We start from the raw sequence: 20789 nt of genomic DNA, 5'->3' as shown, positions 1-20789 counted from the left end.
TCTCTCGGTTAGCGGTTGCAAAAGTAAGGCTTTTTATTTTATATGCAAGCTTTTTTGAAGAAAATTTTTTAATTTTATTGTAACGTATTTATTGAGTCTTGTATTAACAATTTAGAATACAAGAATTTATGACTACTAAATTAAATGAATGTTATTACATTTTATTAGAAGATGTAAGAAAGAATTGTAGCGCAAATGAAATCAATTTTAGATTTAATACATTCGTAGACCTCCTTATAGAATTCGTCACCAATGAGAAAAAAATATTTTCGGCATACAGAATCCTAAAACAGATTAAAATAGATATCTGTTTAAAAGGAAAAGTTATTGATCTGACTTTATATGATCTTTCTGAACGTATGATAGCTCTTATTGATCTAGAAATGGAAATCATCTTACTCAAGCTGAATAATCCGGAGTTAATGCACTTGGATAAACAGGATAAGGTAGCTGATAAAATGCCTCCGGAGCTCCTTGAGTGGACAGATTATAAAATCAATTTGATCGAACTGGCGTATAGTATCTCCGGCTCTATCAATAATGGAAATGCTAGTATGGCACGGATTATCCGTTGTCTTGAATTTATTTTTCAGGTCGATCTTGGCAACTTTTACGATACCTTAGGTGAACTCAATACCCGAAAGGGAGGGCCTTGCCAATACTTAAAAACATTGCCCGGTGTCTTATTAAAAAAAATGGATAAGATAAATTCTAAATAATCAAACAGTTAATAAAAAAGATTCCCGATATCGGTACCGATGTCGGGGATTTCTTTTATCGGAATATAGCATCTTTGCTTCGAACTTAATTTTATATAGTATGAAGAAACTGGAGAGTATACGGATGATAAGCCAGGGCTTTAACGATATTTCAACGCATCTGTCGCATATAGTGGAAGGGTTGAAGAGAATTGAAATATTATTGGATGGAAAAAAACTAGTTGATGGTAATAGTGATAATTCTTCGGATAGTTTTTCGGATGGTTCTAATATGCATATTAATCCGAATGAGGTATTAAACAAAACGCAAGCGGCGGAAGTTCTCAATATATCAGCTAGAACACTTGACAGGTATCGGAAAAAGGGTATTATTCCTTTTTATCAGATCGATAAAGGAAAGGTGTCTTTTAGATATAAAGACTTAATATCGGTTAGAGATAAGGTGAAGGGGAATAATCATGGGCGAAACCACTTTTCTGAATTGGTGTCTGTCTCTAATGATTAAATGTACAGACTATGCAAGATTCGGATAACAGAATAATAGAAAAGCTGGAATTGATACTAAATCAATTGGGCAGAATAGATGAGAAAATAGATCTTTTTGTGAATCCTGATACAATTAAAAAAGATGATTATCTGGATAATCAGGATTTATGTATGCTACTAGGGGGCACAAAGAAAACTTTATACCGATACCGCAGGAAGGGTTTACTGAAGTCTTATTCTATTGATGGCAGGAAAGTATATTATAAAAAGTCGGAACTGCCGGAATCGTTGAGAGTCAAAATGAGAAAATAATTGGCAAAAAATATTCCCTCTTCTATAGACTAAGAAACTTCAGACTAATTTGTAAAAAATAAGACTCAATCTTACAGATACATGGAAATAAGTTTTGACATATCTTTCAATATTTTCTCTTTCCAAACGCTCTCTTGGGCTTTTGGGGAGGGAATTTAAAAAGAGAAAATATTGAAAGCTGCTACAATCCTTGTATATAGTAATATCTGATCAAGTCCTAACTTCTGCACGTTATTTTCATAAAATCACCTTATTGATATACTTTGATGTAAATAAATTCAATATACCTCCATAGCTCAAATCAAACTCTACAATATCCCCTACTTTATAATTTCTACATGAATGTGTAACATCTATAATGAAGTGATCACTCGAACCGCCTAAGATTTTAAGCTCTTTATCGCGAGGACTAATGTAGTCCATGGAAACATCCTGTTTGCCAACAGCGATAATCGCCCTTTCCTGCAACCCTTTATCTACATGTAACGGTGTCTTTCCAAAGGCATCTAATCCAACATTTCCATAAGGTAATGAGGGTTTTGTCTTACATTCTACAATCTCTGCCTGCATTGTAAAAATATCCGTATGAAGCTCCCATAGGTTTCGTTGATACGAAGTTTCTCTTCCACACAAGATAAGTTCACCAATCCGAAGATTGTTAATACGCGAAGGCAATTCGCCATTCTCAATCATATAGGCACTACCTGAATTTCCTCCAGAGATAATCCCTAGCCTGATTCCGTATATTTGCTCTATTTCTTCGGCTATCCTAACCAGTTCATTCAACTTGTCAACATCCGGGATTATCCCCCCGAAACAATTGAAGTTAGTGGCTATACCAAGCAATTCTATCCCATCTATAGTCAGTATCTCTCCAGCCATGACAACAGCATCTTCGGACATCACTCCTTCGCGCAGATCCCCCTTCTCAATAGCTAGGACTATCTTATGATGTTTGCCAGCTTTCAATGCCTCAGCTCCTAATGCACGTATGGTTTCAATCTCAGAATTCAGGCTAATATCAGAAAACCGTACAGTTTCTTCTGCCTGCGAAATCATTGGCAAACGAAGCATCCATTTACGGCTATTGGGAACATTTATACTTAAAAGATTATCAAGTCTCGAATCCCCATACTCACTAAAACCGATATCTGCATATAACTTTACAAGTTCGGGCATAGCGCAAAATCCTTTTGTCACCGCACAAACGCTAATATTTGCTTCAGTTGTTTTTCTATGGATAATTTCTAAATTCTCTTTAAACTTAGTTTTATTAATTGTAATTGCTGGATATTTCATTTTCATATTACTTCTTCTTTTGATAATATTTTGTACACAATGTACCTTTTATAACCACTATAGCCTTCTTCATTATCAATGGTCTTCAACACCTTAAAACCACTTTTTAGAAAATTATTGAGACTATGCACATTATTCGGGTCTACCGTAGCTGCCATGATACTGCAACCTCTCAATACAGCCTCCGTAATAGAGAGTCTCAACAGTTTGGCATGTATTCCATTTCCACGATGCTTTCCCCTCACCACTACAGTATCAAATGTCGCAACCGGTTGTTGGTAATCAAAGTGACAACTTAAATCACATTCTATGTCTGAGCCGAAAAAAGTATATGCATAGGCTCCAACCGTATCTGATGTTTGACCACAAAGAAACAGCACATCTTCCCGTTCCAGATACTCCCTTATCTTGCTATTCTCGGTAGGAATAAACAGGTTTTTGTCATTATTCTTTATTAATTCAGCCATCACTTCGTCTTGTATGGCGCAAATAGCAGCGTAGTCTTCGGGATAAGCCAAACGAAGATAAAGGTCATTGGGATTCGAAGATACTTCTTCGGTGGATATTACCACAGATGATTTCATCCTATTTTCCATAATTATTGTTGGTTTGATTCAAATATAAGTAAATGTTTTGGATATCAAGAAACTGTTTATATTATACTGTAGTCTGAATCGCTATTGTAATTCTACTACACCATTGCTGACAAGGTAATTACACAAATGTTGTGCAGATAGTCCGTTCTTACTGGAAGGAAGAATTCCATATAGCTGGATGCCGATAGTTATCTTTTCGCCAACTATGATTATCGAAGAAGACCTGTTCTTTTCTTTATTCTTACCTATCTGGGCTGTACCCGTTTTTGCTATAAAATGTTTAGTTGTTATCTTTTTGCGTCGCAACGTATTCCCAACCATTACAGCTGTTCCCTTATCCAGAGCACACATACTTTTTCTCAATATTTTCAGTTGCTTCTCATCAAGAGATAACACCTCATCGGAAGCATCTGTTTTCTGATAAGACAAGCCTGTTTTTCTGCCTGTTTTTATCCGTATATATGCTTGTACTACATTCTTGAAACTTTGTTTGCTATATTGACCTATTGCATGTGTAACCGCAGGAGCGTCCTTTAGCTCCGTCCTTTTTTCAGTATAAGGAGTAAAACCAAAATCGGACTTAAGAATAGCATGTGCAGTAGCAGAATTATTACCTCTGACAAACAAGTCAGTATAAATCTTTTCCGCCTTGTCATTCCTCGACCAACAAAGAAAGTCGAATAGATATTCTTCCGAATAATTAGCTGGGAATATACTCAAGCCACAATATGCAAGTAGAGGTTTAACAATACTGCCGGGCAATATATCATTTTCTGCAAAGTTTAGATAATCAGGATTATCATATCTGACAACTATCCGGTCAACATCAACTCCTCTACCCTGCATGGCTGTGTTCATCTTTTCGTTTTCGAACAAAACATGATATAAGTTTTCATTATACATAAAGGGGTATGAAGCAGATGCAAGTATATAGCCTTTCTGGTTTTCTGCAATAAGGATGGAACCGCCAATCATCTCATAGCCATATTTGCTATTTATTTTCTTTGCCCAATTTTCCAGAGCTTTATTTAAGTTACATTGTAGGTCAAAATCAACAGTTTCGGCACTCGGAGGGCAGCCTCCTTGATATTTATCATTTATAAAAGTTGTTTCTCTACCATTTACGTATTTAAAATATGCCCAAGAAGAAGCATCTTTGCCCAACACTTTTTTTCTTACACTTGTCAAGCTATCGATGTTTGTATTCCTTTTTATATATTCGGCACCGATGTTGTGAGTCCGTTTCGCATCATGCGATCTATAATAAGCACGGAGATAGTCTCTAAATTTACGCCTTTCGACTCTATCATTATCCATTTTCTCAAAACTGCCGTGAGCTAATACCAACAGGCTATCTTTACTGAGCTTCGACAAAAAGCTAAACTTCGACTCTTGCATTATTTGCCATCCCATTTTCCCTCCTTTTTCTTCAATATACCCATTCATCCTATTGCGTTGAACAAATAACCAGCAAACACTACACAATGCTATTAATACTGGGATGAATAGTGACTTGGATTTTGTAGAGATATATGACGGAATATTTTTACTTATAGCTTTTGCCTGTCTTATAGCTACCTTCCGGTCTTCGACAGAACTTAGCAGGTACACATATATGTAATTGATTACTACGATATGAAAAATATATTCATATCTGGAAGGGGAAAAAATGCCCGGGCTCTGCCCTGTTAGTGGAATTACCCAAAAATTAGTCAGAAATGTATAGATATATTGCACCAGCATAATTGCGAGTAAAAGGTTCAATCCAAAAATTACTTTTGTATTATAACAACTCTTTTTGCCTGTTTTTAATCGAATAGGTTTGCTAAATATTACTAATAATGAGAGTATTGTGTACGAAAGCATAATCAAAACACCCAGATAAAGAATAAACCAAATCCAGCCTCCTATTTTAAAACTCCATAAAACTGCATAATCAGAGAAAAAAGTAGTTTTATATTCAGGCAGGATGATAGTGTTGAAATTGAATTCGAAATTGTGCCCCACTGAGTTTAATAAAAAAAGCTGTCCTGCTATTGTTTCCCTTGAGCCTTCAATATTGGGATATTCGCCAAACATATTTTCATTATCCGGAAAGAAGAATGTTGACAAAGCCCTGTATCGCTTTTCATCAATATCATAAAATGTATAACTACACAAAGCGACAACTCCAACAACAAGAAGCAGAACAAAATAGCACTTCACTTTCACTGTAGATGTTTTTATAAGAATCAGAAGGCGTTTGAAATTGATGGTCAATAGAAGCAACAATGACAGGAAGGTAAAGATAAGCGTTGCCGAATCGCTTGACAAATAAGCTATCAAAGGAATAATAATGATCAACAACACAAAATAACAAGTCAGATTAAAAACAAACTTTCGCCCAGATTCATTTCTTGCATTTCTGTCCGTATCCTCTTCATTGTTTACTACTTTCTTTGTCAATTTTTCGAGAATTGAAAGTTTTAGATTGAAAAAATAACCCATAGCAAATGGAAGAAATACAAAAACGATTGTAGCTACTTTTAGCACAGGCACTTCACCTAAAACAAGTTCGTTGGTAGTGAAACAAGAAACAACTATCATTACAATAACAATAATAATGGAAGCTATACGGATTTTTTTACTATCACTCCTCAACCTTTGTGCGAACCACCTGGTTATACTTATCCAATTCAGGTTGAGCGCCAAAGCAAACAAGACGATCGTATATAGCCGACTTTCATCACCCTGTATCTTTATCAGTAATATAGGGAAACCTAATAGAATAATACAATTAAACAACACCCTTAAACCTAAAACATTGAATTGCTCTACTATTATAAGGTTTCTTTGCCTGAGACCTTGGCTCCTGTTTGTCAGGATGTAAAGACGCCACAACATAGATGATCCAAAGCATACTATCATCAAAAACAATAAGGGTAAGATAATGTATTTCGAAAAAGAGGTATAATTATTCTTCAATACAAAAACACAATCGTTGACTATAAATGACAAATTATCTTTTTCTATAGCTTCATAATACCCATTATAATTGAGGCTGTCGCCTTCTACTATTATTTTTCTTCTTTCGGGCTGACTATCAAAGCCTGGTAAAGGGAAAGAAAAAATATATTTAATGTCGCCGACAGTGTCTCCATTTATACAGAAATCCAATTCCGTCACATTCTTATTATTTCTGAGAATTGGTACTTTTCGCCTAGGTAAAAAAGCAAAACCTTTTGCCAGATAATACTCACCTTCCTTTTCTTTAATTTGCAGTACAAAAGCATCTTGCCCCGAAGCATTATTAAACCTGATTCCGGTCAGTAAATCTTTTTGGGTTGGTGTTTTCGTCGTGGGATGGAAAAAGTCTTCCTCCACATAACTCCTTTTTCTTTCATTTAGGCGGCAAAAAGGATACAGAATCGTTTTTTCATCTTTATCAATATGGCTTGTACGTAAGTCTGGTGTCAGCCATAGTTTCCATTCCTTTTGCTCTTTATCGTAGTATAGAGTACACAGACTATCGGGCATATTCACTCTGCCCATTGGTATCATCATGCTATTAGGCGAAGCCGGAGTTTCATATTCTCTTACAAAGAAATATTCTTTAGATGGGTCTAGTTTTAATGACTCAAACATCAATGTCCGAGAATATGTACTATTGTAAACAATGCCATTAAGGGAAAGAAGCCCATAGGCTAATGCCCCCAAAAACAGTAGAGAGAGTACAATCAATTTTGCATTGCTAAAAGCTCTTGCATTTGCTATTTTATTCAAAGGTATCATATCTGTGTTATTTTATTAAATTCATCATTTAGTCGCTCCATAGATTTATCCAATTCCTTTTCAAATTCTCGTATATCCGCCATACTCTCGCGAAACAAGTGCAATAAATACTCGTCGAGTATATTCACTTCATCTAAAACCAAGGACTCTGCCCCTGAAGAGGTAGAAGAGTATGCACTTGTACCAGTAAATGGTTCTGCGTTTCTCTTTTCTATCCTTTCACTTTTCTCCTGCCACCTCTTTTCCCTCTGACTTCTTTGTGTAGCTGGCTCCGCAGTCTTGTCCGATATATCAAAATCGGGAGGAGGAGGTTCTGTATTACCATGGACAAAAAAAGACTTTAGCCATGACAATAGAATGTTGCCTTCATTTTTCATCATCGCTTTCATTATCTGTTTCCGGTTCTTCTTGGTTATTAACTTCAGTCTCTTCTGCAAATCCAGTATTAGTACTCATCCGGTTTATTTTATCAATAATAAACTTCATCCTTTTTTCAAAATATTCTCTTTTTATGTTCTGCAGTTCAGATTTCCGCTCATATTCATGCTCTATCTCTTCAATACCATGTTCATTGAACTTGATAATACGCTTCTTCTCGATATCCACAAACCCATCATTCCTGAGTTCATTTATAAAGTTTTCGTAATCTTTGTCCAATTGGTCTTTGATTCCAAATTTCACCGATATAGGTACCAAGTCGGCAAACAGCAGGAATATAAAAATGAGCGTTACTCCCACAGCTATAATTGGCTCTTCGCTCATCAATTGCCATAGATTTTTGATTTGACCAATCAGCGCATTCGAATTTTGTTCTTCCGCCATATTCTTTGCAAGAGCAACTTGCGATGTGTCAGTCAATAAATATTTGTTGGCATCATACTCATCCCGAAAACTATTTGCTTTGCTTAAGTACACCTGACAATATGATTGCGGCAGCTCTACTGCTCCACATCGCCCAACCTTCCGACCTTCTATTATTAAGTCTCCATTGTGAGCCATATTAGACAGGTGCAAGTACTTATTTATAGAATCAGGTAAGGTTCTTATCCTTTCTACATTTTCCAGATAACTTTGGCTCTCTGACTTGGTTTGTGTATGAATTATTTTGTTACGTGCTGCTTCTATATCTTTTTCGAAGATAGAAAGGCAGGTAAGAATTGAAATCAGAAAACCTGCTGTTGCTGCCAAAATGATACGAATCAGAATATTCCAGCCAGATTTATTTCCATGTATAAAGGTATAATCTATAACTAGAATCAATGTAGTAAAACACATAGTACCACCTGCACATAAAACATATTGGAGTACATTTTGCGGGTCAATAAGAGTTGTTGTAAGATGGACTCCCCCGTAGCATGATGTCATAAAGACAATAATCAACGATAACCCTGGCAGAAGGAACTTTGCCCCAAACCTTCCTGCTTTAACTATTTCTGGGCAATACCCAGAAATTTTGAATACAAAATTTTTCATAATTTGCAAAAATTTAGTTATATTAGCACTTCCTTATCTTTGTTTGCACACAAGTCGTATTGCAAAACATTACAAAGATAGATCAAGCCAATAGGGACAATTTCAAATTAACACATAAAACCAATTACCAGATGGAAACACACACTATACAGCGCTCAGAAGGAGGATTACCGAAAAATCAACTGTTAGGAAAAGTAAAAGAATTGAATGAAAATTTAGGTACAAATTTACAAATTTGCGACCTTGTAAAAGGTTTTGAGCATCTAAAGGGTATAAAATCAAAATCGGAATTTAAAAATGTTGAAGATTGGCTGGCTATTTTAGATAAATGCTCCGAGTTGCAATATACAGAAAACAAGCTTCTATGTTTGTTCTCAACCATAAGTACCTCGCAGCTTAAAGAAGATTTCCTAAAGCTACTGATCCGTAATCTGGATTACATATATTACTACTTTCTGATTGAGGAAATTGAATCACTGAAGAAAAATGTGGGTAAATTAGACAAAATCAGCGATATATTGAAAAATACGGCAAGAAAGTATAAGTATAAAGATTGTAACGGAAACGAAATTGAGTTACATAATATCTTTTTTAAAGACAAAGAACAAAAAAGAGAGAAAAACTTAACAGAATATCTCAATAATTTTCGTAAAGGTCAATACCTAACTAGCAATTATTCATCGTCTTTCTGTTGCATATTCCGGAATTGTATAAAAGAGATAAATACAGCAGATCTAAACGAGCGATTAGACCCATATAATCAACTACTTAGCATAGTTAAAAACAAGGAAGAAAGAGAAACCCTCGACAAAATATTTAAAGAGAAAAAATTAGGGTTATGGGAAATTGGTGTTGAGCGAAGAAGAGGTAGCCAATATGTAACTGAAAACAACCAATGGTTTCAGGCAATTGCTTCTTCTTCTGGCTATATAAATATAGGAGGTGAAGATTCCTGGGCCGAGATAAGAAAAAACAAGAAACCAAAGGGCTTAACAGCAATGGTTTACGAAATCGGGCATCCTAGTAGCCTCTGTGCCCTAGATGGAGGATATATAAAAGAGCTCGATGCAGAAAAATTACATGACACTTGGAATGAAATGCCTGTCTGTTCTGAATATTGGGATTTGGATAAAAATAACAAGACAAAGACCATGATAGTAATTCCACTCTATTTAACTCATCAGCTGAGTAATAAGAGTCTCCTTCTTACATCTAGTAATGTGGACGTACGAATCAAATTTGGATTCCTTTCTATGGAATTTACTACAAGTTTTTCACTAAAAAATAAAACATCACTACAAAACATATTTCTAAAGTTTGCGAAATACATTGAAGACGACCTTCTTGGGGAAGGATAAATCAGCTATCGGTCAGAATGAATAAAGAGTTTGTAAAGACATCCATAGTACATTTGGATAATAAAAAAAGAAGTTGCTCATCATCAAACAAACGACTATATCCAATTGTTTCTCAATCAATTAAACAACACGAACTACTTCAGTGCAAATTACGGAAAAATATTAAAAACATTACAGTATTTTGAGAGTAAGAAGATTTTTTTCATCAAATACGGAAACCGAAATTATCAGACATTGAATTGATTGCGATTGATTTGACCTCTGAATATATGAGTGTTGATTCAGAGTATCAAACATATAGAAGACTCCCGCCTGAACTATCCTCTAAGATAGAACGTAGTATTGAAACGCTATTTTGCAGCTCTATGACCAGTTTATGATTCGTATAAATTATGCTAAATCTTTTGATGGATTCAAAAACAGAATATTATCTAAAAATTTGCCAACAACTATAATGATGGCAATTCAACCGTTATTCCGAGATTTTGAAAACGTTCAAACAACACTTTTCACAAAAAGGAAAACAAATGGCACAAAATAAAATTGCTATGAAAAGCATAGTTTTCATATTAAGTGTATTTGCACTATCCATAAATAGTTATGGACAGAATTGGGCTGACAGTATATTTTATTCAAGTATTCTCCCTAATGAAGAGCTGCAGTTACACACACTATATATATTTTAAATTACTTATATCAAGTTATTTTCTATTAAACTTGTCAGTTTTATCAATTTTGTTAATTTTGTTAAATTAACAATCGAATTTTATGCTATGAAAAAAATTAAGTGGAATTATTTATTGATTTTAATTTGTTTTATTATAATTGGAGTTGCTCATGGTAATGCACAAGAGATTAATTCCAAACATAAGGAACATATCAGGGAGCGCTTTAATATTGAGTATCCTAATTTCGATAAGGAACCACCATTTTTTGCTCCGCCATTAGGTAAATCTAAACAAAAACTGATTCGTAGTAGTACGGAGGAACCTTTTATCTATGATAGCATACCCGTATATGGCTTTCAAGGAGATTCATTTATTTTGCATGATACATTTGACCCTTGCGGAGCAACAGAGAGGGGGGAAGAATGCACTTGTTTTCAAGACTACCCACTAATGTTATATGGACCTTGGCAAGCAATACAATTCTATATAGCGGAGCCGATGGATATTTTGATGACAAATATTATACCTGGTACAAAAATTGGGCTAAATGAAATAATATTTTGGAGTCAGGATCTTGGAGTGGAGATTTCTCCGACAAAAGATTGTTATGAATATCATGATTATGATAGGCTGAGTGAAATCGAAGATGGATTTTTGGGATATGGTCTTCAAAGTTTTTTTGTAGAAGATTTGCCTCCGGGTTGGTATTGCGTTAGTGTAAGAGGCATAAAAGCCAGTAATGCCGGAACAGCTTATGGGCGCATTGAAACATTAATAATAGGGACATCTAAACTAAAATCGAATAATGTAACATCTATTTCTAATTTGCAAATACCATTCGACAAAGGTTTTCATTTTACCAATCCCGTAACTATAAAAAGTGTAGATAAGTCTGCATATACAAATACTGTTAGTAATATGGCCAATTACGTGGATTTTTATAATCAAAATCCAACTTTTCATTATTATGAAATGTATCCTGAAGAGGACCCCTTAGTCTATCAAATTAGATATGATGAATATGTTAATAATTACAAACCCAACAAAGGGAGTAATGTTGTTTATAAATTTGTTGTTGAAAGAGAAAATAGAAATATAGAGATTTATTCCAATTCAAAATTATATTTTCTGGATCAGGGAAAGAATAAAATGAAAGAAGGAGATAGACTACTAGAAATGTTCCTTCATCCTGGTACATATTATATTGTGACAGAGAATGCAGAATCTCACAGTAAAATTGTAATTGAAGAGGGGGGTGCAGGAGGCGAAATTCCTTATATACCGGAATTGGGACCGATAATTGACCCTGATCCTGTAAAGAAAATATTTGACGAATCTGCCAATGAAAGTTCGGTACAATATTCTTATGATGCTTCGGGAAACAGGAAAGAACGAATTATTTATTTGATGACCAAAACTTTATCAACTACAGATCCTGTACCGTCTACTATTGTGGATATAAAAGAAAACTATTTATATAAGATTTATCCAAATCCAACTCAGGGACATTTGGCTGTTGAGTTGGAATGGACAGAACGTCAAAGCTACAAATCATCAGATAAGATATATATTTATGATAGAAATAATACGTTGGTAAAAAGCCTTAGTATATCTGGTGATAAAATAGATATTGATATAAGCAGCAGTCCTGCTGGGATTTATTTTATGCATATATATATAAATAATGAATTCATATCATGGAAAATAATTAAAAACTGATATTACATAAAAGAAAGGCATCATGAAAAAATTATATACATTATTTCTATTCTTAATTATTTTTGTTTCAGTTAAAGCTCAGGAAAATGTAATTGATGAAGATAGTTTACAGATAGCGGACTACGTTAATTACAGACCAGCAGATGTTAATCCTATTCAAAATCAAATAGATACATCTTCTATTAATCAAAAATCTTTTTCAATCAATTCTAGAAATACTACTAACATAATAATAGATGTAAAAAGTCCGAACTTTGATGACAGTAAGGATGTTGGCGATATTCCTTTACAATATGGATTGTCTCCGTCTGGGGGTGTAACATACAAAATTCCTATACAGACAATTTCGAGTCCGGATAATTTTCAACCGGATATTTCTCTCCTTTATAATAGCCAGTCTGGAGATGGAATAGCAGGTTGGGGTTGGAGTCTCGGAGGACTTTCATCTATCACCAAAACCGGAAAGTCATTATATTACGATTGGGCAATAGAGCCTCTAAAAATATCAGGGTATAACTATTGTTTGGATAATTTAAGGTTAATTGGAGACCACTCGTACCAAACTATACACAATAATATAAAAGTAATAAAACTAGATAGTAAAACATTTAAAGCTTATTATCCTAATGGGAGTATTGCATTCTTTTCCAGTCCGGATAGTGAAGAGGTTTTATCGTTTCCTATCACCTCCTTTGAAGATATAAAAGGTAATAAAATATCTTATTCCTACATTTATAGTAATAGAAATTATTATATCTCGGAAATTACATATGGAAGAGCAACAGATCCGATAGCTAAAATAAGATTTACATATAAAAATAATGAAAAGTCAATAGCTTCTTATGTTGATGGTTATTCGTTTAAATTAGAAAAAGTTTTAAGTAAAGTTGAAGTGTTTTATAGAAACTCTGCAACTCCCTCACGCTGTTATGATCTTACATATAGTGATGATCCAAAGAGTAATTATCTTACAAAAGTTGACTGTTCGGCCGGTAATTCATCTCTCAATCCGCTAATATTCACCTATGGTTCTGTTGGGGATGGAATTGATTATTTAGAGCAGCAACCTGCTTATTTACAAAGATACTGGCCAAACGCACAATCCGTAGAGCCAGGATGGAATAATTTAAATCTGATAAGAGCGAAGTTCCAGTTGAATGGTAGTGATGGATTAATCGTATATCCTGATATAGAGAAATATGGTTGGTTAACAAAAAATAAGGATACCGGAAAAATTGTCCGATATGGCAGTCAATTTGGAGAAGCCACAGAACTTCTTGTATTTGATAATATTAAATCAAATTCGTTTAACACTTCCGTGTCTATTCTGGCTGGGAGCGGATTTCAGTCCCTTTCTCCCGTAGATATAAATGGAGATGGCGTAGATAAATTAGTTAAAGTCAACTACAATATAAATGGAGCTTCGACAGATAATGAAGTTATGATCTCTGTTTACAGGCCTAATTCAGCCACACCTTATAGTCGCAAAACAATCAGTTTTAATGATGGGTCTTCCGGGATAGTAACTGATCAAGGTTATAAGAGCACACTGCCCAGAACGTTTTTGTACGGAGATTTTGATGGAGATGGCTTAACTGACTTAATGGCAATTTCAAGCAGTTTGGATCATAAGAAGGATTATAGAGTTTCCAAAATAACACTTTTCAATTTGAGGGAGCTAAAAGCATTTTACAATGGTAATGATTTTGATTATGAAACCCAACATAAAGAAGATCTTAGCTATATTCGTAATTCTGATAACATATTCCCTGTTGACTATGACGGAGACGGAAAGACTGATATCTGTCTTATAAATAAAACCGGAATACATGTACCCGTAGTGCATTAATAAAATTAGGATAAAACAGAAAAAGAAGTTGCTCATTATCAAATAAATGATTATATTTAATTGTATCTCACGCAATTAAATAAGATGAACAACTTCAGTGCAAATTACGGAAAAATATTAGGAACATTACAGCAATTTGAAAGTAAAATGAATTTTTTGAATCAAAAACGAAAGCCCAAATTGTCAGATATTGAGTTGATAGCAATCGACTTAACCTCTGAATATATGAGTATTGATTCAGAATATCAGTTATTTAGGAATTTGCCGTCAGAGTTGTCCTCTAAAATTGAGCGTAGTGTTTATAATCGCAGGAAGCGAAAACTGTTTTCCAATAGAGAATTACTTCGTAAAAAGTTGGGGAGTCAGATTTCCTCGTCAGACTATTACATTGTGGATAGTATGCCATTGGAAGTATGTAAATTAAGCCGCCATGCCAGAAGTCGAATCTGCAAAGAAAACTACCAGACGGTTCCGGCAAAAGGCTATTGTGCTTCCCAATCAAACAACTATTATGGTTATAAACTTCATGCTGTCTGTACTATTGATGGTGTATTTACAGATTTTGATTTGACACAGGCTTCCGTGCATGACATTCATTATCTCAAAAATATTAAATCAATGTATAAAGATTGTACTATTTTGGGAGATAAAGGATATTTAAGTATTGATTATCAGATGGATTTGTTCTCATCTAATCAAATAAGGCTTGAAGTTCCAATGCGTAGGAATCAAAAAGAATATAAGCCACAAGCCTATATCTTTCGAAAATCAAGAAAACGCATTGAAACCTTGTTTTCCCAACTGTGCGACCAATTTATGATTCGTAGAAATTATGCTAAATCTTTTGATGGTTTCAAAAATAGAATCTTATCTAAGATTATGGCTTTGACCGTTATACAACTCATTAATAAATTAAATAACAAGAATATTAACAATTTAAAAACTTGTATTGTATGATTAATGCACTACGGGTTACATGTATATACTTATATGCATAAATATAATAAATTTGAAAAGATTGCATTTACAAGAAAGTATAATATCCAGACATTTAACTTTAATGATCGTCAATTGTTACTGGGGGATTTGAATGGGGATGGTAAAACAGATATATTATTATCAGAAGGTCAGAATGATGGTATTGGAGATAGAACAGGATGGTTTTATTTAATTTCAAAAGGGCATTCAAGTTTAAGGAATGAGGATGGCTTTGAACATTTCACAGGAAGCGATTTACTGAAGAATGGATGGAAGTACAAAAGCCAAAAATTTCTTTTACACGATGTTAACGCTGACGGATTGTCTGACTTGGTAGTAAATGATAAAGGGAAAATACTGGTATATATGAATACCCGGGGACGTATCAACACTACCCCCGAAACACGTATTAATATTACTACTACTGTAGATGCCCAATTACTAGCATTCAATTATAACGAATCTTCATATTGTAAAGGTCAGTTGATTACAGTAAAAGATGGCTCTATAAAGCTCTTAAACTACACCAAGGATATGGGTATAGAAAGAGCTATAAGAGAAGTCGTTGATAGCAAAGGTTTGAAAAGGAGGCATATATATACAGATCTGGCAAAAACAAATTCTTCACGCTATGCATTTAAAGACGAACCTGTTTCATTTCCTTTTTGCAAACTTCATGGAAGGCTCAATGTCGCAGCTGTAACCGAAACATATAACGGGACTGAAAGAATAAATAGTTTGTCTTATAAATATACTGAAGGAATCTTTCACAGGCAAGGCCTCGGATTTATGGGGTTCAGCGGAATAGAAACCCATGATTATGTAACCAATACAACAACGGCACAAATATTCAATCCAATTGATTTTGGAGTTATGACTCAATCTGTGAGTTCAACAGATTCAACTACATACCAATATGAAGTAAAGGTGTCGCATAATAGAATTAGAAACATAAATCTGCTAAATAAGAAAACGGTTGACAAACTCAAAGGCTATATTACTACTAGTCAATATACGTATAACGACTATGGGTATCCTCTTTCAGAATTTACTCAATATGGAGGATATATATCATCGTTAACAACAAATCAATATAAAAATATTGATGACGGAACAACGTATCTTTTGGGATTGCCGGAAATAAGTAAGGTAAAGAATACTCGCATGGAAAATTCTATTACATCCACTACTAAAATTACATATAATGCAGATAATCAGCCTCAAACTAAAAATGTATATTATGGTGATAACACGAAAGCAAGCTCCTCGGAAAAATATGAATATAATAACTATATGCTTAGCAAAAGACAATCGCGTTCATACAAATCCGATTGGCTAACTGAAGAATTTGAATATGATGAGTTAGGACGAACAGTTAAGCAGACAGATCCAATGGGTTTTTCAACAACTTATATTTATAGCCCTGATAATGGACTGCTTACTTCATCTAAAGACTATAAAGGAAGAGAAACCAGATATGAGTATAACGACTGGGGAATGCAGACAAATGTTATATCCCCTGATTTTGTCGAATCTTCGGTAGAATTGCAATGGAATACCGATCCGTCTATTGATGCATTATATGTCAAAATTGAAAAGACGACAGGACAACCTGTTAGTAAAGAATATTATAATGCTATGGGACAACAGGTACGGTCGGGTCAAATACGATTCGACGGGAGAGAACTCAAGACAGACAATGTTTTCGACTATAAAGGAAGAGTCCGAAAAACTTCATTGCCATTTACTGGTGCATCGGCAACATCATGGAACACATACGAATACGATGATTTTGACAGGATAACAGCATTGAACTATGCATCTGGCAAAGTAGATACCTATTCGTATGATATGACCTCAGTTACCACTGTCAAAGATGGTATTTCATCTAAAAAGACACATGATGCTTCCGGTCAGGTGTTAAGCGTGGAAGATGATGGGGGAATTATCAAATACTACTATCGTCCCGACAATCAACTGTCTACCATAATGGCTCCGGGTGGAATTATAACCAAATTCGAATACGATGCTTTTGGAAGGCAGACAGCCATTGACGACCCTAGTGCAGGATTGCGTACATATGCATACGATGCTGCAGGGAATATAGTAAGGGAAACGGATGCCGAAGGAAGGCAGACCCAAATGGAGTACGACCGCTACAACAGGGTAATAAAAAAAGTACTGGTGGGTGAACAAACCGCCCGCTATAACTATAATACCAGTGACGGGCTGCTGGCTTCGGTGATTGACGATAATCAGACAACAACATATACATATGATGGTTACGACCGCCTAGAATCGCAGAAAGAGGCCACCGTTGACGGGGTATGGCTCGAAAAATCATATACATATGCAAATGGCAATATCTCAGCAATAGGTTTTAAATCGCATTCTTCGGGTAATTGCAATATTGCTGTCCAAAACTATTTTTATGAAAACGGCCATCTGGCTGAAATCAAACTGGATAATACCACCTCGATATGGAAACTAACCGAGGAGAATGATATGGGGTTGCCATCGAAAGCTTCAACTGGTGTTCTTACCCGACAGTATGAATACGATGCATATGGGTTGCCTGTAGCGCGCAGAGTGCAGCAAGGCAATGGCTATATCCAGGATTTCAGTTATAAATTCGACCCTCTGACAAGTAATCTGACATGGCGAAAAGATAATATCCGAAACATCCGGGAAGACTTCTCGTATGACAATCTCAACAGGTTGGTATCGTTTGATGATACACGCCTGAGTTACGACGACGAGGGTAAGGGAAATATTGTAGAGAACAGTGCTATCGGACAATTTACTTATGGGATAAATAGGCCTTATCAAATAGTAGGAGTACAAAATTATGGAAGCGATATCCCGATGAGGCGGCAGGATATCAGTTATAATACGCATCAGCGTCCTGTATCGATTACCGAGAACGGATATAATGCCTTCTTCGCCTACAACAGCGAAGGCGACAGGCTGAAAATGCAGGTGAAGAAGAATGACTCAGACATTCTGTTGCGCTATTATGTAGGCGGGAAATACGAACTGGAATCGGGGGTAACGGGAGAAAAAGAGCTACTTTACCTCGATGGTGATGCATATTCGGCCTCTTCGGTGTATGTAAAAGAAAATAATGTATGGACTATTCACTATATTTGCAGAGATTATCTGGGTAATATCACGCATATTACCAATCCGGAAGGTGTGCTGAAGCAGGAAATCAGCTACAATGCCTGGGGACGTTTGCGCGACCCTGACAACCAGCAGTTGTACGCTGCCGACGCACAGCCTGTATTGTTCCTTGCCAGAGGGTATACGGGACATGAACACCTGCCTTGGTTTGGGTTGATAAATATGAACGCGCGCCTCTACGATCCGGTAGTAGGCCGGTTCCTTTCTCCCGACCCATATGTACAGGCTCCATTCTTTAGTCAGAATTTCAATAGATATAGTTATGCGTTGAATAACCCGTTGAGGTATAATGATCCGAGTGGGGAACTATTTGGCTTTGTCGGAGGCCTGCTTAAAGGAACATTCAATTTCTTCGAAGGACTTGGAAAATGGACACTTGCAGGAGGCAGTTTCGAAAAAGATGTTATTCAAGCGACAGGGAATACTGTTTGGGACGGACTTAAAATTGATGTTGGTATGTTTATTGGTAGTCCGATGCAGATAATCTCCCGGTGGACATGGGAGTTTCCTCAGTCATTGGTTGGCAATGTATGGTCTTCTGCTAGAAATGTTGCAGGCTATGTTGATCATGTGAAATATTACGAAGGAGCGACTTTCATTATTCATGAGAACTCCAATAAATACAATGGCGTAACCTTGGGAAGTTATATAAATATGAATATCAGAAATGTATATAATAAAGACAAGTTTGAACCGGAATGGAATGGCGGTAAGTTCACCCCGGCGGCAGACAATATGATGATGCACGAATATGGCCATTATTTGCAAAGCCAGATGATTGGGCTATTCTATTTACCTGTGATTGGCCTGCCTAGCTTTTTAAATAATATCGGGTTAATAGGACCTGGTGATGAAAGCAATTTTTACACTGAAAGATGGGCGAATAATATATCTTATAATCACTTCAAAAACCCTTCTAAGCATGGTAATAATGATTGGAATTTTATAGATTATCCTATAGACAACCCTGACAAAAAAAAACCATGGATCACAGTTCCATCAAATAGCAATGAGGCCTTATCAGCGGATCGTCAGTTAACAACAAGAATAAATAATAGTTTTAAATATTAGAGGTATATGAAAAAGAATTTACTTTTAGCAACAGGGATTATTCTCATGGCATCAATGTTTACAGCATGTCCAGATTTTGAAGGCGAATACATTTGGCTGCGAAACAACAGCGATCTTAACGTAGTGGGATATGTTGGAGGTGAAGATTTAGGTGAGCCAACCTACCCGGACACTTTATTACCTAGTAAGAATTTGACAAGGCATGTATCAAAAGCTGCTTCCGCCCCTCAATATTACTTCAGAAAAGATATTAAGAACAGCAAAGTTTGTGTGTTTTTTCTCGATAATGACACCATAGCCAAATATGGTTGGGATAAAGTCAGAGATGAATATATGATTTTGAAGAGGGTTGATGTAGATGAAAAATATTTGAGACAGAAAGATGTCAATTGGACTGTAGAATACCCTTAATATGAACATGATGCGGACTACCTGCGGCACGCAGAATGCCACAAGACGATAGTTGTATACAGAATTTCAACAGGTATAGTTATGCGTTGAATAATCCGTTGAGGTATAATGACCCGAGTGGGGAGTTTATATTTACAGCATTATCTGCAATTTTTTGCCCAGCTCTTTTACCTGCTGCAATAGGAGCTGACATTGGAATGTGGGCTGGTGGAAGTATGGCTAATGGAACTATGAATCCATTCAAATGGGATTATTCATCTGAGAAAACATGGGGATATATGGCTGGTGGTGCAATAGTTGGAAGTGGAAGTGGTTATCTGGGAAATATTATTGCTAACTCTGGAATACCTTTTGCTAATGCGGCTTCTATTGCCGGGGCTTCATTAGCAAACTCTTTAGGGACATGGGCATATACAGGTGGACAAACAGACATTAGCATAAGTTTTGGTACGGCATCCTTTAATTTCAAAGATGGTTCATTTGGTTATCTCGGGAAAAAAGATAACAAGTGGTATGAAGACTTGGGGTATGGATTGGGTGCAATGGCTAATGTAAGTGATGTGCTTATTGGTTTTAAACCTCAAAAAGTTGATTTGGTTACAGAAAAGTCCGATGCAGTAGGTCACTCTGCCATTGTTAAACATGGTACAAGAACAGGATCAAGTCATAATGATCCCAACGGATTGATATCAGTAGGTCCTGATAGAATAAACCAACCTAATGGATCGTGGCATTGGATGAAAGGTACTAATAAGTGGAAAACTTATTCTGCAACAGGAAATTCAAGATGGATACAACGTAATCCTTCGGTCTGCCTCATCTTTTACAATATTTATATAGTTTTTACCTTTGCGGAGAGAGTTAACGATAAATTAACGAGCCATCAGTTTATGCAA

General features: G+C 35.6%; 14 protein-coding genes and 1 pseudogene. 10 read left to right on the top strand and 5 right to left on the bottom strand.

All coding sequences use genetic code 11. The features are described from left to right. The first annotated feature begins 128 nt into the window (after positions 1 to 128). The 3 genes from D0T57_RS12495 to D0T57_RS12485 all read left to right on the top strand — a co-directional run bounded on the left by D0T57_RS12495 (position 129) and on the right by D0T57_RS12485 (position 1517). Positions 129 to 719: an RteC domain-containing protein gene (locus tag D0T57_RS12495; protein WP_163273828.1), complete on the top strand. Its 591-nt coding sequence runs from the start codon at positions 129 to 131 to the stop codon at positions 717 to 719. Between the two features lie 100 nt (positions 720 to 819). After that, the gene (locus D0T57_RS12490; protein ID WP_163273827.1) at positions 820 to 1224 is read left to right on the top strand and encodes a helix-turn-helix domain-containing protein; all 405 of its coding nucleotides are present in this window, start codon (positions 820 to 822) and stop codon (positions 1222 to 1224) included. 11 nt (positions 1225 to 1235) lie between these two features. Beyond that, positions 1236 to 1517 (top strand): helix-turn-helix domain-containing protein, encoded by a 282-nt coding sequence (locus D0T57_RS12485; RefSeq protein ID WP_163273826.1) that lies wholly within the window; start codon positions 1236 to 1238, stop codon positions 1515 to 1517. A gap of 237 nt (positions 1518 to 1754) precedes the next feature. Here the strand turns inward: D0T57_RS12485 and D0T57_RS12480 are convergent, their stop codons facing one another. From D0T57_RS12480 to D0T57_RS12460, 5 genes are all read right to left on the bottom strand, one after another. Further along, on the bottom strand, positions 1755 to 2822 hold the full coding sequence (locus D0T57_RS12480; RefSeq protein WP_163273825.1) for an alanine/ornithine racemase family PLP-dependent enzyme: 1068 nt from the start codon (positions 2820 to 2822) through the stop codon (positions 1755 to 1757). After that, the gene (locus D0T57_RS12475; RefSeq protein ID WP_163273824.1) at positions 2819 to 3412 is read right to left on the bottom strand and encodes an N-acetyltransferase; all 594 of its coding nucleotides are present in this window, start codon (positions 3410 to 3412) and stop codon (positions 2819 to 2821) included. Before D0T57_RS12475 ends, D0T57_RS12480 begins: the two co-directional genes overlap by 4 nt. Positions 3413 to 3493: 81 nt before the next feature. Next, on the bottom strand, positions 3494 to 7183 hold the full coding sequence (locus D0T57_RS12470) for a hypothetical protein (RefSeq protein ID WP_163273823.1): 3690 nt from the start codon (positions 7181 to 7183) through the stop codon (positions 3494 to 3496). Beyond that, positions 7180 to 7563, bottom strand: coding sequence for a hypothetical protein (locus D0T57_RS12465; RefSeq protein ID WP_163273822.1), 384 nt, complete (start codon positions 7561 to 7563; stop codon positions 7180 to 7182). The genes D0T57_RS12470 and D0T57_RS12465 overlap by 4 nt, the downstream gene beginning before the upstream one ends. Further along, positions 7550 to 8656 carry a hypothetical protein gene (locus D0T57_RS12460; RefSeq protein ID WP_163273821.1) on the bottom strand — a complete coding sequence of 369 codons (1107 nt, stop codon included), beginning with the start codon at positions 8654 to 8656 and terminating at the stop codon, positions 7550 to 7552. Before D0T57_RS12460 ends, D0T57_RS12465 begins: the two co-directional genes overlap by 14 nt. Positions 8657 to 8787: 131 nt before the next feature. Between D0T57_RS12460 and D0T57_RS12455 the strand changes: the two genes are divergently transcribed. From D0T57_RS12455 to D0T57_RS12425, 7 genes and pseudogenes are all read left to right on the top strand, one after another. Then, on the top strand, positions 8788 to 10014 hold the full coding sequence (locus D0T57_RS12455; protein ID WP_163273820.1) for a hypothetical protein: 1227 nt from the start codon (positions 8788 to 8790) through the stop codon (positions 10012 to 10014). A gap of 773 nt (positions 10015 to 10787) precedes the next feature. Next, positions 10788 to 12401: a T9SS type A sorting domain-containing protein gene (locus D0T57_RS12450; protein WP_163273819.1), complete on the top strand. Its 1614-nt coding sequence runs from the start codon at positions 10788 to 10790 to the stop codon at positions 12399 to 12401. Between the two features lie 22 nt (positions 12402 to 12423). Next, entirely contained in the window at positions 12424 to 14250 is a 1827-nt protein-coding gene (locus D0T57_RS12445; protein WP_163273818.1) for a VCBS repeat-containing protein, read from the top strand. A gap of 147 nt (positions 14251 to 14397) precedes the next feature. Beyond that, positions 14398 to 15207, top strand: coding sequence for an IS982 family transposase (locus tag D0T57_RS12440; protein ID WP_163273833.1), 810 nt, complete (start codon positions 14398 to 14400; stop codon positions 15205 to 15207). 114 nt (positions 15208 to 15321) lie between these two features. Next, complete coding sequence (locus tag D0T57_RS12435; protein ID WP_163273817.1) at positions 15322 to 19482, top strand: RHS repeat-associated core domain-containing protein; 4161 nt, start codon at positions 15322 to 15324, stop codon at positions 19480 to 19482. Between the two features lie 6 nt (positions 19483 to 19488). Next, on the top strand, positions 19489 to 19893 hold the full coding sequence (locus tag D0T57_RS12430) for a hypothetical protein (protein ID WP_163273816.1): 405 nt from the start codon (positions 19489 to 19491) through the stop codon (positions 19891 to 19893). A gap of 35 nt (positions 19894 to 19928) precedes the next feature. Then, positions 19929 to 20789 (top strand): annotated as a pseudogene (locus tag D0T57_RS12425) (hypothetical protein); the annotation flags it as partial.

The organism is Dysgonomonas sp. 511, assembly GCF_010501105.1.
In the GTDB taxonomy this organism is placed as follows: Bacteria; Bacteroidota; Bacteroidia; order Bacteroidales; family Dysgonomonadaceae; genus Dysgonomonas.
The sequence above is the reverse complement of the archived record's forward strand: the minus strand, read 5'-3'. Positions and strand labels throughout refer to the sequence as shown.